The sequence below is a fragment of the Franconibacter daqui genome, assembly GCF_014644275.1.
Lineage (GTDB): Bacteria > Pseudomonadota > Gammaproteobacteria > Enterobacterales > Enterobacteriaceae > Franconibacter > Franconibacter pulveris.
This window is the reverse complement of the sequence record NZ_BMKJ01000005.1, coordinates 91,542-107,471: the sequence shown is the minus strand read 5'-3', so window position 1 is coordinate 107,471 and position 15,930 is coordinate 91,542. Positions and strand designations below refer to the sequence as shown.

13 protein-coding genes and 1 pseudogene are annotated in these 15,930 nt (G+C 55.2%); 6 read left to right on the top strand and 8 right to left on the bottom strand.

Annotation, left to right across the window (positions count from 1 at the left end; genetic code table 11):
- The first annotated feature begins 4 nt into the window (after positions 1 to 4).
- Positions 5 to 358: an arsenate reductase (glutaredoxin) gene (gene arsC, locus IEX01_RS16160; RefSeq protein WP_024558715.1), complete on the top strand. Its 354-nt coding sequence runs from the start codon at positions 5 to 7 to the stop codon at positions 356 to 358.
- A gap of 31 nt (positions 359 to 389) precedes the next feature.
- Here the strand turns inward: arsC and IEX01_RS16155 are convergent, their stop codons facing one another.
- The 3 genes from IEX01_RS16155 to upp form a co-directional block, all read right to left on the bottom strand.
- Positions 390 to 1,091, bottom strand: coding sequence for a DnaA inactivator Hda (locus tag IEX01_RS16155; protein ID WP_024555087.1), 702 nt, complete (start codon positions 1,089 to 1,091; stop codon positions 390 to 392).
- Between the two features lie 94 nt (positions 1,092 to 1,185).
- Positions 1,186 to 2,475, bottom strand: coding sequence for a uracil permease (gene uraA / locus IEX01_RS16150; protein WP_024558716.1), 1,290 nt, complete (start codon positions 2,473 to 2,475; stop codon positions 1,186 to 1,188).
- A gap of 82 nt (positions 2,476 to 2,557) precedes the next feature.
- Entirely contained in the window at positions 2,558 to 3,184 is a 627-nt protein-coding gene (upp, locus tag IEX01_RS16145; RefSeq protein WP_024558717.1) for a uracil phosphoribosyltransferase, read from the bottom strand.
- Positions 3,185 to 3,417: 233 nt separating this feature from the next.
- Here upp and purM point away from each other — a divergent pair, with 233 nt between their 5' ends.
- From purM to ppx, 4 genes are all read left to right on the top strand, one after another.
- Positions 3,418 to 4,455: a phosphoribosylformylglycinamidine cyclo-ligase gene (gene purM / locus IEX01_RS16140; RefSeq protein ID WP_188724171.1), complete on the top strand. Its 1,038-nt coding sequence runs from the start codon at positions 3,418 to 3,420 to the stop codon at positions 4,453 to 4,455.
- A complete protein-coding gene (purN, locus tag IEX01_RS16135) occupies positions 4,455 to 5,096 on the top strand; it encodes a phosphoribosylglycinamide formyltransferase (protein ID WP_024558719.1) in 642 nt (213 codons plus the stop codon). Before purM ends, purN begins: the two co-directional genes overlap by 1 nt.
- A gap of 174 nt (positions 5,097 to 5,270) precedes the next feature.
- Positions 5,271 to 7,331, top strand: coding sequence for a polyphosphate kinase 1 (ppk1, locus tag IEX01_RS16130; protein WP_024558720.1), 2,061 nt, complete (start codon positions 5,271 to 5,273; stop codon positions 7,329 to 7,331).
- Between the two features lie 6 nt (positions 7,332 to 7,337).
- Positions 7,338 to 8,879 (top strand): exopolyphosphatase, encoded by a 1,542-nt coding sequence (gene ppx, locus IEX01_RS16125; protein WP_024560304.1) that lies wholly within the window; start codon positions 7,338 to 7,340, stop codon positions 8,877 to 8,879.
- 33 nt (positions 8,880 to 8,912) lie between these two features.
- Here ppx and IEX01_RS16120 read toward each other — a convergent pair whose 3' ends face one another.
- Positions 8,913 to 11,135 (bottom strand): sensor domain-containing phosphodiesterase, encoded by a 2,223-nt coding sequence (locus tag IEX01_RS16120; protein ID WP_188724170.1) that lies wholly within the window; start codon positions 11,133 to 11,135, stop codon positions 8,913 to 8,915.
- Positions 11,136 to 11,487: 352 nt separating this feature from the next.
- On the opposite strand from IEX01_RS16120, the gene IEX01_RS16115 reads away from it, so the two are divergent.
- Positions 11,488 to 11,688, top strand: a complete 201-nt coding sequence (locus IEX01_RS16115; RefSeq protein ID WP_229701866.1) for a YfgG family protein — start codon at positions 11,488 to 11,490, stop codon at positions 11,686 to 11,688.
- 367 nt (positions 11,689 to 12,055) lie between these two features.
- On the opposite strand, the pseudogene IEX01_RS21590 reads toward IEX01_RS16115, so the two are convergent.
- From IEX01_RS21590 to guaB, 4 genes and pseudogenes are all read right to left on the bottom strand, one after another.
- Positions 12,056 to 12,278, bottom strand: a pseudogene (locus tag IEX01_RS21590) (hypothetical protein).
- Positions 12,275 to 12,499, bottom strand: coding sequence for a type II toxin-antitoxin system Phd/YefM family antitoxin (locus IEX01_RS16110; protein ID WP_188724169.1), 225 nt, complete (start codon positions 12,497 to 12,499; stop codon positions 12,275 to 12,277). The pseudogene IEX01_RS21590 and the gene IEX01_RS16110 overlap by 4 nt, the downstream one beginning before the upstream one ends.
- Before the next feature lie 173 nt (positions 12,500 to 12,672).
- A complete protein-coding gene (gene guaA / locus IEX01_RS16105) occupies positions 12,673 to 14,250 on the bottom strand; it encodes a glutamine-hydrolyzing GMP synthase (RefSeq protein ID WP_024558724.1) in 1,578 nt (525 codons plus the stop codon).
- A gap of 64 nt (positions 14,251 to 14,314) precedes the next feature.
- Positions 14,315 to 15,781 carry an IMP dehydrogenase gene (gene guaB / locus IEX01_RS16100; protein WP_024558725.1) on the bottom strand — a complete coding sequence of 489 codons (1,467 nt, stop codon included), beginning with the start codon at positions 15,779 to 15,781 and terminating at the stop codon, positions 14,315 to 14,317.
- Positions 15,782 to 15,930 lie beyond the last annotated feature (149 nt).

Genomic DNA, 15,930 nt, shown 5'->3' with positions numbered 1-15,930 from the left:
AAACATGTCTCAGGACGTGACGATTTATCACAACCCGCGCTGCTCTAAAAGCCGTGAAACGCTGAACCTGTTAAAAGCGCGCGGCGTTGAGCCGCAGGTAGTGCTTTATCTGGATACGCCGCCCGATGCGCAGACGCTGAAAGGGTTATTGCACATGCTCGGCATGAAGAGCCCGCGCGAGCTTATGCGCACCAAAGAAGATTGCTATAAAGAGCTTAAGCTTGCTGATGAAACAAACGACGAAGCGTTGATTGCGGCGATGGTGAATAACCCGAAGCTGATTGAACGTCCGGTTGTGGTTAACAACGGCCAGGCGCGCATTGGCCGCCCGCCGGAGTCAGTGCTGGAAATCCTGTAATCCTCACCTTTTGTAGCGGGCGCTCTGCCCGCTACAGATTCAGAATCTCTTTGACAAACGGAATGGTCAGCTTGCGCTGGGCGGTAATAGACGCTCTGTCGAGCTGATCAAGCGTCATAAACAGCGTGCGCATCTCGCGATCCAGGCGTTTAAGCAGAAAGCGTCCCACATCTTCCGGCAGCTCAAACCCGCGTAAACGCGCGCGCAGTTGCAGCGCCTGCAGCTTATCGTCATCCGAAAGCGGTTGCAGCTTGTAGATTTGCCCCCAGTCGAGGCGCGAAGCGAGATCCGGCAGATGCAGGTTAAGCTGGCGCGGCGGGCGATCGCCTGTGATCAACAGCCGGGTATTGCCCGACTCCAGGATCCGGTTGTAGAGATTGAAGATAGCCATCTCCCAGGGCTCGTCACCGGCAATGCATTCGATGTTGTCGATACAAACCAGCGAGAGTTGCTCCATTCCTTCCAGCACTTCCGGTACAAACCAGGTGCGCTTATCGAGCGGAACGTAGCCCACGGCGTCGCCGCGCTGGGAAAGCTCGGCGCAGGCGGCGTGCAGCAGGTGGCTGCGACCGGCCCCTTCTCTGGCCCAGAAATAGATATACCCGCTGTGCTCCTGGCGCAGCACGTTCTGTAGCGCGGCTAAAAGCGAAGGATTATCACCCGGCCAGAAACTTGCGAAGGTTTCATCGTCGGGCAGCCAGAGCGGCAAAGAGAGCTGTGCCGGAGTGTTCAGAGGGACCTCTTCAAAGGCTTGCAGAAAAACGCGCTGAGTTTACCACAGAATCGTTTCGCTGTTGAACCGGGCGGATCGCCGCCCGGTATCACGATCAGGAATGTTTTTCAGCCTGCTCATCCGCGTCCAGCACCACCTCTTCCGGGCGCAACACGCTGATAAGTTTGAAAATAAGGCTCAGGCCTACACCGACGATAGTCGCCAGCGCCATGCCTTTCAACTCCGCCGCGCCGACATGCACTTTCGCACCGCTCACGCCAATAATCAGAATCACGGAGGTCAGGATCAGGTTCTGCGCTTTGCTGTAATCGACTTTGGATTCGATCAGCACGCGGATGCCGGAGGCGCCAATTACGCCGTAAAGCAGCAGCGAAACACCGCCCATCACCGGCACCGGGATTATCTGAATCGCCGCGGCCAGCTTGCCTACGCAAGAGAGCAGAATGGCGATAATAGCCGCGCCGCCGATAACCCAGGTGCTGTAAACGCGGGTGATGGCCATTACGCCGATATTCTCGCCATAAGTGGTGTTCGGCGTGGAGCCGAAGAAACCGGAAATCATGGTGGAGAAACCGTTGGCGAACATCGAGCGGTGCAGGCCCGGGTCGCGCAGCAGATCTTTCTTCACAATGTTCGCCGTCACCACCAGATGACCGACGTGTTCGGCGATAACCACCAGCGCCGCAGGCAGAATGGTAAAGATGGCGAACCATTCAAAACGCGGGGTGTAGAACGTCGGCAATGCAAACCAGTGCGCCTGCTGGATAGGCGCGGTGTCCACAACGCCCAGCGCAAAAGAGAGCGCGTAGCCCGCCAGCACGCCAATCAAAATCGGGATAATGGCGAGGAAACCGCGGAACAGCACGGAGCCGAATACCGTTACCGCCAGCGTTACCAGCGAGATGGTGATAGTCGTGGAGTCCGCCGTCTGTCCTTGCGCCGGCAGCAAGCCTGCCATGTTGGCGGCGACGCCCGCCAGCTCAAGGCCGATAACGGCGACGATGGCGCCCATCGCCGCAGGCGGGAACATCACATCCAGCCAGCCGGTTCCCGCTTTTTTCACGATCAGCGCCACCAGGCAAAAGAGCGCGCCGCAGACGATAAAGCCGCCCAGCGCCATCTCATAACCGAGCGGCAGCAGCAGCAGCACCGGTGAGATGAAGGCAAAGCTTGAGCCCAGATAAGCGGGAATTTTTCCTTTGCAAATAAAGAGATAAAGCAGCGTACCAATGCCGTTGAACAGCAGCACGGTAGCCGGGTTAATATGAAACAGGATTGGCACCAGCACGGTAGCGCCAAACATGGCGAACAGGTGCTGCAAACTAAGCGGGATAGTCTGTAAAAGCGGCGGTCTTTCACTTACCCCGATAGCACGGCGCGTCATAGTGTTTTCCTCAAGTGTCGTTGTGTGCAAATGTTATGTTGCTGGACCAAAAAAAAGCCGACTATCAAAGTCGGCTCATTTTTTATTTCGTACCAAATATCTTGTCGCCCGCATCGCCGAGGCCCGGAATAATGTATCCGTGCTCATTCAGTCCTTTGTCGATGGAAGCGGTGTAAAGCTCAACGTCCGGATGCGCTTTTTCCAGCGCCGCGATGCCTTCCGGCGCCGCTACCAGCACCAGCACTTTGATGCTGCTGCAGCCCGCTTTTTTCAGCAGATCGATGGTGGCTATCATCGAACCGCCGGTCGCCAGCATCGGGTCGACTACCAGCGCCATGCGCTCGTCGATATTCGAAACCAGTTTCTGGAAGTAAGGCACCGGCTCAAGCGTGGTTTCGTCACGGTAGATGCCTACCACGCTGATGCGCGCGCTCGGCACGTGCTCCAGCACCCCTTCCATCATGCCAAGCCCGGCGCGAAGGATAGGCACGACCGTAATCTTCTTACCTTTAATCTGTTCAACTTCCACCGGGCCGTTCCAGCCTTCGATGGTTACTTTTTCGGTAGCCAGGTCGGAGGTCGCTTCGTAGGTCAGCAGGCTCCCGACTTCAGAGGCGAGTTCACGAAAGCGTTTGGTGCTGATGTCATGCTCGCGCATCAGGCCAAGCTTGTGTTTGACGAGTGGGTGTTTCACTTCCACGATCTTCATACTCTTTCTCCCCAGAAAAGTGGCTACCACAAAAAAAAATCGCCGGATTATACCGCTTTTTCAAGCGCGCGCCATACGTAATGGGCTTGATCGCGATCAAGCGAACGGGAATCAGTCAGCCAAAGGCAGAAGCGCTTTCTCAAAGAGAAGGGGATAGCAAACGTTTGCCTTGGCTGTTAGAATTGCCGCGTTTTCTCTTATACCACCAACCGCAACCGCGTGGGGATTGTGCAGTGACCGATAAAACCTCTCTCAGCTATAAAGACGCCGGTGTAGATATTGACGCAGGCAACGCTCTGGTTGACCGCATCAAAGGCGTAGTGAAAAAGACCCGCCGCCCGGAAGTGATGGGTGGACTGGGCGGATTCGGCGCGCTGTGCGCTCTGCCGCAAAAATATCGCGAGCCCGTGCTGGTCTCCGGCACTGACGGCGTCGGCACTAAGCTGCGCCTGGCGATGGATCTGAAGCGTCACGACACAATCGGTATCGACCTTGTCGCCATGTGCGTTAACGACCTGGTGGTTCAGGGCGCCGAGCCGCTCTTTTTCCTCGACTATTACGCGACCGGCAAACTGGACGTGGAGACGGCTTCCAGCGTGATTAGCGGCATCGCCGAAGGCTGCCTGCAATCGGGTTGCGCGCTGGTAGGCGGCGAAACCGCCGAAATGCCGGGCATGTATCACGGCGAAGATTACGACGTCGCCGGCTTTTGCGTGGGCGTGGTTGAAAAATCTGAAATTATCGACGGCGCAAAAGTGGCGGATGGCGATGTACTGATAGCCCTTGGCTCCAGCGGCCCGCACTCCAACGGCTATTCGCTGGTGCGCAAAATCCTTGAGGTGAGCGGTGCGGACCCGCAAGCTACCGAACTGGAAGGCAAACCGCTGGCGGATCACCTGCTGGCGCCGACGCGCATTTATGTCAAATCCGTGCTGGAGCTGATTGAGAAAGCCGATGTACATGCTATCGCCCACCTGACAGGCGGCGGCTTCTGGGAGAATATTCCGCGCGTGCTGCCGGATAACACCCAGGCCGTTATCGACGAGTCGTCATGGCAGTGGCCGGCGGTGTTTACCTGGCTGCAGCAGGCGGGCAACGTTAGCCGTCACGAGATGTATCGCACCTTCAACTGCGGCGTCGGCATGGTTATCGCCCTGCCCGCCTCTGAGGTGGACAGCGCGCTGCAACTGCTCAACAGCAAAGGTGAAAAGGCGTGGAAAATCGGTATCATCAACGCTTCTGATTCCGAACAGCGCGTGGTTATTGAGTAATGAAAAACATCGTGGTGCTTATTTCCGGCAACGGAAGCAATCTGCAGGCGATTATCGACGCCTGCGAGACAAAGCGGATTAACGGCGCCATTAAAGCGGTGTTCAGCAATAAGGCCGACGCGTTCGGCCTTGAGCGCGCGCGCGAGGCGGGCATTCCCGCCCATGCGCTGACAGCGGCGCAGTTCGCCAGCCGCGAAGCTTTCGACCGCGAGCTTATGCAGGAGATCGACGCCTACGCGCCTGACCTCGTGGTGCTGGCAGGCTATATGCGCATCCTCAGTCCCGATTTTGTCGCGCGCTATCAGGGGCGGCTTATCAATATTCACCCTTCCCTGCTGCCGAAGTATCCGGGCCTGCATACGCACCGCCAGGTGCTGGAAAACGGCGACGAAGAGCACGGCACCTCGGTACATTTCGTCACCGACGAACTTGACGGCGGGCCGGTTATTTTGCAGGCGAAAGTGCCGGTTTTCCCGGGCGACACGGAAGAGGAGATAACCGCCCGCGTGCAGCATCAGGAACACGCCATTTACCCGCTGGTAGTAAGCTGGTATGTCGACGGACGTCTGGCGATGCGCGATGGCGCCGCCTGGCTGGACGGACTCCCGCTTCCCGCTCAGGGACACGCCGCAGACGAATGATAAAAAGGGCCAAATGGCCCTTTTTTCAATATGTTCAGTCCATTTTCGGCAGGCCGCGCGCTTTCTTGTCATACTTCTCTGGCACAGTTGGACATCGTGCGGCAATGCTCGCCATAATAGCGGCTGAGACGGATTTGCCACGTCCCGAGTGAATAAACCGGAGTGTGAGTAGTAATGGGTCAGGAAAAGCTATATATCGAAAAAGAACTGAGTTGGCTCTCTTTCAACGAGCGCGTGCTCCAGGAGGCGGCGGACAAAAGCAATCCGCTAATTGAGCGCATGCGTTTTTTAGGGATTTACTCCAACAACCTCGATGAGTTTTACAAGGTGCGCTTCGCGGAACTCAAGCGCCGTATCATCATTAGCGAAGAGCAGGGTTCACACTCACATTCCCGCCACCTGCTAGGCAAGATCCAGTCCCGCGTGTTGAAAGCGGATCAGGAGTTTGACGGCCTGTATAACGATCTGCTGCTGGAGATGGCGCGCAATCAAATTTTCCTCATTAACGAAAGACAGCTTTCTGAGAATCAGCAAACCTGGCTGCGCCACTATTTCAAACATTATCTGCGCCAGCACATTACCCCTACGCTTATCAACCGCGACACCGATCTCGTTCAGTTTCTGAAAGACGATTACACCTATCTGGCGGTGGAGATTATTCGCGGCGATGAAATTCGTTATGCGCTACTTGAGATCCCCTCCGACAAAGTACCGCGCTTCGTCAACCTGCCGCCGGAAGCGCCGCGTCGACGTAAGCCGATGATACTTCTGGATAATATCCTGCGATTCTGTCTGGAAGACATCTTTAAGGGCTTTTTCGATTACGACGCGCTCAACGCTTACTCCATGAAAATGACGCGCGACGCCGAGTACGATTTAGTGCATGAAATGGAGTCGAGCCTGCTGGAACTCATGTCGTCAAGCCTCAAGCAGCGTTTGACCGCTGAGCCGGTACGCTTTGTTTATCAACGCGATATGCCGGACGCGATGGTAGAAATGTTGCGTCAGAAGCTCTCTATTTCTCGCTACGACTCGATTATTCCAGGCGGCCGTTATCACAACTTCAAAGACTTCATCAGCTTCCCGAATGTCGGCAAAGCGAACCTGGTGAACAAGCCGCTGCCGCGCCTGCGTCATATCTGGTTTGATAAATTCCGCAACGGCTTTGACGCCATCCGCGAGCGCGACGTGCTGCTCTACTACCCCTACCACACTTTCGAACATGTGCTGGAGCTACTGCGCCAGGCGTCGTTCGACCCAAGCGTGCTGGCTATTAAGATCAACATCTACCGCGTGGCGAAAGATTCCCGCATCATCGACTCCATGATCCATGCGGCGCACAACGGCAAAAAAGTGACGGTGGTGGTGGAGCTTCAGGCGCGCTTTGATGAAGAAGCGAATATCCACTGGGCGAAACGCCTCACCGAGGCGGGCGTGCATGTTATTTTCTCCGCGCCCGGGCTTAAAATTCACGCCAAACTGTTCCTTATCTCCCGTAAAGAGGGAGAGGAAGTGGTGCGTTACGCCCATATCGGCACTGGTAACTTTAACGAGAAAACCGCACGCATTTATACCGACTACTCGCTGCTGACCGCCGATGCGCGCATTACCAACGAGGTGCGCCGCGTCTTTAATTTTATCGAGAACCCCTATCGCCCGGTGAGCTTCGACTACCTGCTGGTGTCGCCGCAAAACTCTCGCCGCCTGCTTTATGAGATGATAGACACCGAGATCGCTAATGCGCAGCAGGGCTTGCCTGCCGGCATTACGCTTAAGCTAAATAACCTCGTCGATAAAGGTCTGGTGGACCGGCTTTACGCCGCTTCGAGCGCCGGCGTGCCGGTAAACCTGCTGATTCGCGGTATGTGCTCGCTTCTCCCGCAGCTGGAAGGGCTGAGTGATAATATTCGTGTTATCAGCATTGTGGATCGCTACCTCGAGCACGATCGCATTTATATCTTCGAGCGCGGCGGCGATAAGCAGGTTTATCTTTCTTCCGCAGACTGGATGACGCGCAACATCGATTACCGTATCGAAGTTGCCGCGCCGTTGCTTGATCCTCGACTCAAGCAGCGGATCCTGGATATTATCGACATCTTGTTCAGCGATACGGTGAAAGCCCGTATTATCGATAAAGAACTGAGCAATCGCTACGTGCCGCGCGGCAATCGCCGGAAAGTGCGCGCGCAGCTGGCGATTTACGACTATCTCAAATCACTCGAGCAACCTGACTGATACTCTATGCCGATAAACTCACAAGCTCCGCGACCGCAGGAATTCGCTGCAGTCGACCTCGGCTCTAACAGCTTCCATATGGTCATCGCCCGCGTTGTGGATGGCGCGATGCAAATCATCGGACGACTGAAACAGCGTGTGCATCTGGCCGACGGGCTGGACGCCAATAATATGCTGACGGAGGAGGCCATGGAGCGCGGCCTCTCCTGCCTTTCGCTCTTTGCCGAACGGTTGCAGGGCTTCTCGCCCGCTAACGTCTGCATTGTTGGCACCCATACCTTGCGTCAGGCAGTTAACGCGCCGGAGTTTCTTAAGCGCGCTGAACAGGTTATCCCCTACCCCATTGAAATCATTTCGGGCAATGAAGAAGCGCGCCTGATTTTTATGGGCGTGGAGCATACGCAGCCGGAGCGCGGCCGCAAGCTGGTTATTGATATCGGCGGCGGCTCGACGGAACTGGTTATCGGTGAAGATTTCGAGCCGCAGCTGGTGGAAAGCCGCCGGATGGGGTGCGTGAGTTTTGCGCAGCATTTCTTCGCCAATGGCGAGATAACGCCGGATAATTTCCGTCGCGCTCGTCTTGCGGCGGTGCAAAAGCTGGAAAGCCTCGCCTGGCAGTATCGCCTGCACGGCTGGAGCGTGGCGCTCGGCGCTTCGGGCACCATCAAAGCGGCGCACGAAGTGCTGCTGGCGATGGGCGAAAAAGACGGGCTTATCACGCCCGATCGCCTGGATAAGCTGCGTGATGAAGTGCTGAATTATAAAAGCTTCGCTTCTCTGACGCTGCCAGGGCTGTCGGAAGAGCGCAAGGCGGTATTCGTGCCGGGGCTGGCGATTTTGTGCGGCGTGTTCGACGCGCTGGCGATTCGCGAATTGCGTCTTTCCGACGGCGCGCTGCGCGAAGGCGTGCTGTATGAGATGGAAGGCCGTTTCCGCCATCAGGATATCCGCAGCCGCACCGCGCAAAGCCTTGCGAACCAGTACCATATTGACCGTGAACAGGCGCGTCGCGTACTGGATACCACCACGCTAATGTATGAGCAGTGGCAGGCGCAAAACGCCAAACTGGCCAACCCGCAGCTGGCGGCGCTGCTGAAGTGGGCGACAATGCTGCATGAGGTGGGTCTTACCATCAACCACAGCGGCATGCACCGCCACTCCGCCTATATTTTGCAGCACAGCGACCTGCCGGGCTTTACGCAGGAGCAGCAGGCTTTAATGGCGACGCTGGTGCGCTTTCACCGTAAGGCTGTCAAGCTCGATGAGCTACCCCGCTTTACGCTCTTTAAGAAAAAGCAGTATCTGCCGCTGATTCAGATCCTGCGTCTTGGCGTGTTGCTCAACAACCAGCGCCAGGCTACCACTACCCCGCCGACGCTGGTTCTTGAAACAGACGATAGCCACTGGACGCTGCGCTTCCCGCATGACTGGTTCAGCCAGAACGCGCTGGTGATGCTTGACCTTGAGCGCGAGCAGCAGTACTGGGAAGGGGTTACGGGCTGGCGGCTGACCATCGAAGAAGAGGCCAGCCCGGAAGTGGCGGCCTGATTCTTTTGAGAGGAGCGCATACGCGCTCCTTTTTTAATTGCCTGCAACCAGCGATTCAAGCGGCAGCGGGTGACCAATCAGAAACCCCTGCAGATAGTCGATGCCCAAAGACCGCACCAGTTCGCCCGTCGCCTCGTTCTCGACAAACTCCGCCACAATCTGCATCTTCTTCATGCGCGCCAGATGGCACATCGACTCGACTATCTGGTAATCCAGGCTGCTGACCGCCAGGTTACGAATAAAGCTGCCGTCGATTTTCATCATGTCGGCGTCAATGTTTTTCAGGCGGGAATAACTTGCATAACCGGTGCCGAAATCGTCAATCGCAATCCGGCAGCCCATGGCGCGCAGCCGCTGCACATTCTGGTGCGTCTGTTCATAATGACCAGGCGAGTTGCTTTCGGTTATCTCAAAAATGAGTTGCCATGCCTCTATCTGATAGCGTGTCAGCAGTGCATGAACCTCATTCGGAAAGAGGGTCCGGCAGAGCGAAGAGGCAGTAAGATTAACGGCAAACCGACAGGCAGGCATTTTTTCACGCCATTTCGCCATAAAGGCCAGCGTATTTTCCAGCACCATGAGATCGATCCGGGAGGAGAGGCCAAACTCCTGCGCCACCGGCAAAAACCGCTCCGGCAGAATAAGCTCGCCGTGCTTGCCCTGCATTCTTAGCAGCACTTCGTAGTAATCATCGCCCCGCGCACCTTCAATCGGCTGCGCCATAAGGACGAACTGATTGTGGTCCAGCGCATGTTGTAGCTCATTAAACATGTCTACTTTGCGCTTCACCGCTTGTTGAATATGGTTCGCCCCGCGATCCTGCACGCTTTCCGGCCGGTTAGTGACCAGCGACAGATCGGCCATCGTGCTCATTTCTCCTAACAGTAAATGCAGGTGCGTTACGGGCGTGCGGACAAAGCTATAGCTGATGCCCACCTGCGGCTGAAGCGGCATGCCATCCCACATAAAACGGAACTGCCTGATATGCTGCGCAAGCCTGTCGATTCGCTCCGGGTGCGACTCCGTTCGCAGGCGCAACACCATATCATGCCCGGAAAGCTGGTAGGTCAGCTCATCCCGCTCCATAACTTCACGCAGCCAGGCCGCCATGCGCTGTTTGTAATAGACGCGCAGCATCAGCCCATAGTTTCGCCCCAGCAGATCCAGTTCGGGAATACGTATAAAGCAGAGTATCGACCAGGGCGTGTCGCCAAGATCGCGGCTGAGCGCCCGCAGGTTGGGCAGATGAAAAAGCGGATCGATCAGGGCAAGCCGCCTCCCCCGCTGATGCACAACCCGCTGGCGCGTGGAGGTGAGCGCCATAAAGATAATCACCAGCGAAAAGATGCCGTAGCTTGAGGAGTTAATCACCAACTGGAAGTTATAGTCCGGCAACGGCGGAAAATAGCGGTAAAAGTAGTGGCATAACAGAACCAGCAACGGCGTCCATACCGTAATAACCAGAAAATAGCCGAAGCGCATGGCGCCCCACAGCATGAGCGGGAGTAATAGCGAAAGCGAATAGTTAGTGCTGAATATCGTCGAGTCCGGCCCCAGCGGCAGCAGCAGTAAAAGGAACAGCCCGCCGAGCAGCGCAAACCAGATGCCCAGTTCAGCTTTCGTTACGCGTTTGTCACACTGCGAGCGCATCTGGCTTACAAAAGCCTTGAGGTAACGAGGATGTCTTATCGCTCTGATAATAAGACAAAAAAGCGGGATCCCCGTCAGACACCCTACCAGCACAGCCTGATAGTTTACGAGCATCAGCAGGGTAAAAGGATTTTCTCCCATCAGCCGTACATGCTCATCATACAGGCCAAAGAAAGTGGCAAACTGATAAAAAAGGATAAAGACCGAGGCGTTAACAAACACCAGCCAGAAAAGGCGTTGTCCCGTGCATTTCGAATACCAGCCTGAAACGGGCGCCATGCGGGTGGCGAAAACCCGGTAGCCGCCCCAGCTAAGCAGGGCCGACAGCAGAAAGTGAATAACGATAATTAACACATCGCTTTTACAGCGAAAGGCGTGATAGTTCACCACCAGCCCCAGCACGATCCCGGGCAACGCCGCCCAACCATAAAAGAGCAGCAAGGCGGTGACCAGCGCCAGCGGCAGGTAATAAAGCATTACCGGCACGCCATCAATTGACGTGATGGTATTGCACAGGCGGGCAAGCGGCAGCAGAACCAGCGGAAGTATTAAGGGCAATCCCCACCATTTCTGTTTGAACATGTTAAGTATTGTTTTCGGCTGCATAGATGCTCGATTAAAACCCCTCGTCCATAAGGTGTTTAGGCAGGCATCCAACCTGGCCGGAAGTTCCCGCCTTCTGCGGCGACAGAGACGGAATGGAGTGAAATTTTAGTTAAGGAAAGCAATTAATAATTGATATATATCAATTTATTTGTTGTCCCTGGGTTTTATCCACTGACTTTATATTGATCTAAATGGAATATATTTATTTAACTAATGCCAAATATCTTTTTAATAACAGCCAGTAATCATCAGTTGACGGATTTTTACATGATGAAGAATTGACCTGTCTGTCACGCTGTGCCTTAATAGCAACGTCGCCCGCAGCTGCCGGGCAAACCTGAAGGATACTGGTGTGACACAGGCCACCTCCCCCTTACGAATACGAAAACGACACCGTTTTAACAGCCGCATGACCCGCATTGTGCTGCTTATCAGCTTCCTCTTCCTCTTTGGCCGCTTTGTCTATTCCGCTGTAGGCGCATGGTATCACTACCAGGACAAAGTTCAGGCACAGCAATCCAGTCTGACTATCGAAACTACGTCGCCACGCTAATCGCTATTCTACCCTGAGTTGACACTGCCCGAGCGGCGCGGTGGGATTATTTTCGCCTTTAGTGATGCTTAATGAACAAGATTTAACCTGTTACGACCAAAGACAAGGCCGTGTGGAAGCCATAACCTGTCTGGCTTGCTGGTTGCATTAATCAGGGCAATAAAACCTGAGCGGCAGACGCGGCGTGTTTAATCTCAGAGACTCCCTTTATTCGTCATGCCGGACGCTGGAATTATCGGGTTTATATACCTGTTTTTACCGCCTGTTAATAAAGCAAAATAATGTCCAATTTTCTTCGGATTAATAAAAAACCCTTCGCACCGCAGAGGGCTTTAATGACGTTATCAGGCAATAAAAAAGGTTGCTATCAGGCCATTATCAGACGCTTAAACAGCAACTGCTGGACATCCTGCCGATGTGCCAGAATAACATGCGTGGTCACTAAGGTTTCGTCTACGGAATACAAAACCCGATAGCCCTTAACATGGTTAACTCCTGCAACCTGGCGCAGCCAATTTTCAGCAGTTCAGGGTAAATCTGCGATAACCGGGCGTGGTTTAATATCAACACGGGCGCAGGGACGGCGTTATTGTGTCGATATAGTGCTTAAACGTAAGCGTGTACTTAAAGTCACCTGCTTGAGCAAAGCAATGGTGTTTTCCCGTTCCTGCTTATGTTCACTGGCCTCTATAACATAATCAGGCGCACCATTTTGTGTGACCAGAATAGGTTCGGACAGATCAAGCATTGCTGCGTTCTTTTTAACGTAGCTGATTGTCTCTACTTCATGATTCGTTCGCCTGATGGCCATTAATAGAGACCTTATTAAGATAACCAACCAGAGCGCATGTAAATCCTGTTCCTCTGCAAACAGGAACGGTGCGCTACAAAAAATACCGAATGCAAATAAAGAAAAACCCTCTGTATAAACAGAGGGTTATATTTACTTTCACCTGCTCATGAAAACACAGGAAGGGTTCTTGATTATTCCCATTCGATCGTCGCTGGCGGCTTGCCGCTGATGTCATACACCACGCGGGAAATACCGTTCACTTCATTGATGATGCGGTTGGAAACGCGGCCCAGGAAATCGTACGGCAGGTGCGCCCAGTGTGCGGTCATGAAGTCGATGGTTTCGACCGCGCGCAGAGAAACGACCCAGTCATATTTACGGCCATCACCCATCACGCCAACGGAGCGAACCGGCAGGAAGACGGTGAACGCCTGGCTGACTTTGTTATAGAGATCGGCGCGGCGCAGCTCGTCGATGAAGATAGCGTCGGCGCGACGCAGCAGGTCGCAATACTCTTTCTTCACTTCGCCCAGCACGCGAACGCCGAGGCCCGGCCCCGGGAACGGATGGCGATAAAGCATGTCGTACGGCAGGCCCAGCTCCAGACCAATCTTACGCACTTCATCTTTGAACAACTCTTTCAGCGGCTCAACGAGGCCCATCTTCATCTCTTTCGGCAGACCGCCTACGTTGTGGTGAGATTTGATAACGTGCGCTTTGCCGGTCGCGGACGCGGCGGACTCAATCACATCCGGATAGATGGTGCCCTGCGCCAGCCATTTCACATCTTCAAGCTTCAGCGCTTCTTCGTCGAACACTTCAACAAAGACGCGGCCGATGATTTTACGCTTCGCTTCCGGGTCATTTTCGCCCGCCAACGCTTCCAGGAAGCGCGCTTCCGCCGGCACGTGAACAATATTCAGCCCAAAATGGTCACCGAACATGTCCATCACCTGCTCAGCTTCATTCAGGCGCAGCAGGCCGTTGTCCACGAATACGCAGGTCAGACGGTCGCCGATGGCGCGATGCAGCAGCATCGCGGTAACGGAAGAATCCACGCCGCCGGAGAGGCCGAGGATAACTTTATCGTTACCCACCTGCAGGCGGATGCGCTCAACCGCGTCGTCGATAATTTTTGCCGGCGTCCACAGCGCTTCACACTGACAAATATCGCGCACGAAGCGCTCCAGCATGCGCAGGCCCTGGCGGGTGTGGGTCACTTCCGGATGGAACTGCACGCCGTAGAAACGTTTTTCTTCGTTAGCCATAATGGCGAACGGGCAGGTCTCGGTGCTGGCGACGGTCACGAAATCGGACGGAATGGCGGTCACTTTGTCGCCGTGGCTCATCCACACGTCCAGCAGCGGGTTGCCGCTCGCGCTCAGCGCGTCTTCAATACCATGAATCAGCGCGCTGTCGGTTTTCACCTCTACCTGCGCATAACCGAACTCACGCTCGTTAGAGCCTTCAACATGGCCGCCGAGTTGCATCGCCATGGTCTGCATGCCATAGCAAACGCCCAGCACCGGCACGCCTGCTTCAAAAACATACTGCGGCGCGCGCGGGCTGTTCTCTTCGGTGGTGCTTTCCGGGCCGCCGGAAAGAATAATCCCGTTCGGGTTAAACTCACGAATCTGTGCTTCAGTGACATCCCACGCCCAAAGTTCGCAGTAAACGCCCAGTTCACGCACGCGGCGGGCAACCAGCTGCGTATACTGCGAGCCGAAATCAAGAATGAGAATGCGATGTTTATGGATATTTTCCGTCATTGACGCTAATTCCGAGGCAAGTGCATTAAAGTAAATCGCCCGGCGCATGGCCGGGCGAGGAAAATCAGGAGCCCATACGGTAGTTCGGAGACTCTTTGGTGATGGTCACGTCGTGTACGTGACTTTCCTGGATGCCCGCACCGCTGATGCGCACGAATTCCGCTTTGGTGCGCAGATCGTGGATGGTAGCACAGCCGGTCAGGCCCATACAGGAACGCAGGCCGCCCATCTGCTGGTGAATAATCTCTTTCAGACGGCCTTTATAAGCTACGCGGCCTTCGATGCCTTCCGGTACCAGCTTGTCGGCGGCGTTATCGGTCTGGAAGTAACGGTCTGAGGAGCCTTTGGACATCGCGCCAAGCGAGCCCATGCCGCGATAGGATTTGTAAGAACGGCCCTGGTAGAGTTCAATTTCACCCGGCGATTCTTCGGTGCCAGCAAGCATTGAGCCGACCATTACCGCGCTTGCGCCCGCCGCGATAGCTTTTGCGATATCGCCGGAGAAGCGAATGCCGCCATCGGCGATAACCGGAATGCCGGTGCCTTCCAGCGCCTCAACGGCATCGGCTACGGCCGTGATCTGCGGCACGCCAACGCCGGTGACGATGCGGGTGGTGCAGATAGAACCCGGGCCGATGCCCACTTTCACCGCGCTTACGCCCGCATCCGCCAGCGCTTTCGCGCCCGCCGCGGTCGCCACGTTGCCGCCGATGATTTGCAGGTTCGGGTATTTCGCACGGGTTTCGCGAATACGCTGCAGCACGCCTTCAGAATGACCGTGAGAGGAGTCAATCAGCAATACGTCGACGCCTGCGGCCACCAGCGCATCCACGCGCTCTTCGTTGCCAGCGCCGGCGCCCACCGCCGCGCCAACGCGCAGACGGCCTTGCTCGTCTTTACAGGCGTTCGGTTTACGTTCCGCTTTCTGGAAGTCTTTTACGGTGATCATGCCGCGCAGGTGGAAGCTGTCATCCACAACCAGCGCTTTTTCAACGCGTTTTTCATGCATTTTAGCGAACACCACTTCACGGGATTCGCCTTCGCGCACGGTGACCAGGCGGGATTTCGGCGTCATGTAAACGCTGACCGGCTGAGAAAGGTCGGTAACAAAACGCACGTCACGACCGGTGATAATGCCCACCAGCTCGTTATCTTCGGTCACAACCGGGTAGCCGGCGAAGCCGTTACGCTCGGTCAGCTCTTTTACTTCGCGCAGGGTGGTGGTCGGCAGTACAGTCTGCGGGTCGGTTACCACGCCGCTTTCATGTTTTTTCACGCGGCGGACTTCTTCCGCCTGGCGCTCAATAGACATGTTTTTGTGGATAAAGCCGATGCCCCCTTCCTGCGCCAGCGCGATAGCCAGACGCGCTTCGGTGACCGTATCCATCGCAGCGGAAAGCATAGGGATATTCAGGCGGATGGTTTTAGTCAACTGCGTGCTGAGATCGGCCGTGTTCGGCAGAACGGTAGAGTGAGCGGGAACGAGGAGAACGTCGTCAAACGTCAGAGCTTCTTTAGCGATACGTAGCATGGGCAATATCTCAACCTGGGGTGAATGAGAACAGATAAAATATTGCCGCGGCATTATACAGAGCGTAACCGATTGCTTCCACATTTTTTTACGTTAAACGCTTGCGATTGAACTGAACGGCGTTACTATCGACTCATTAACCCGCTGAT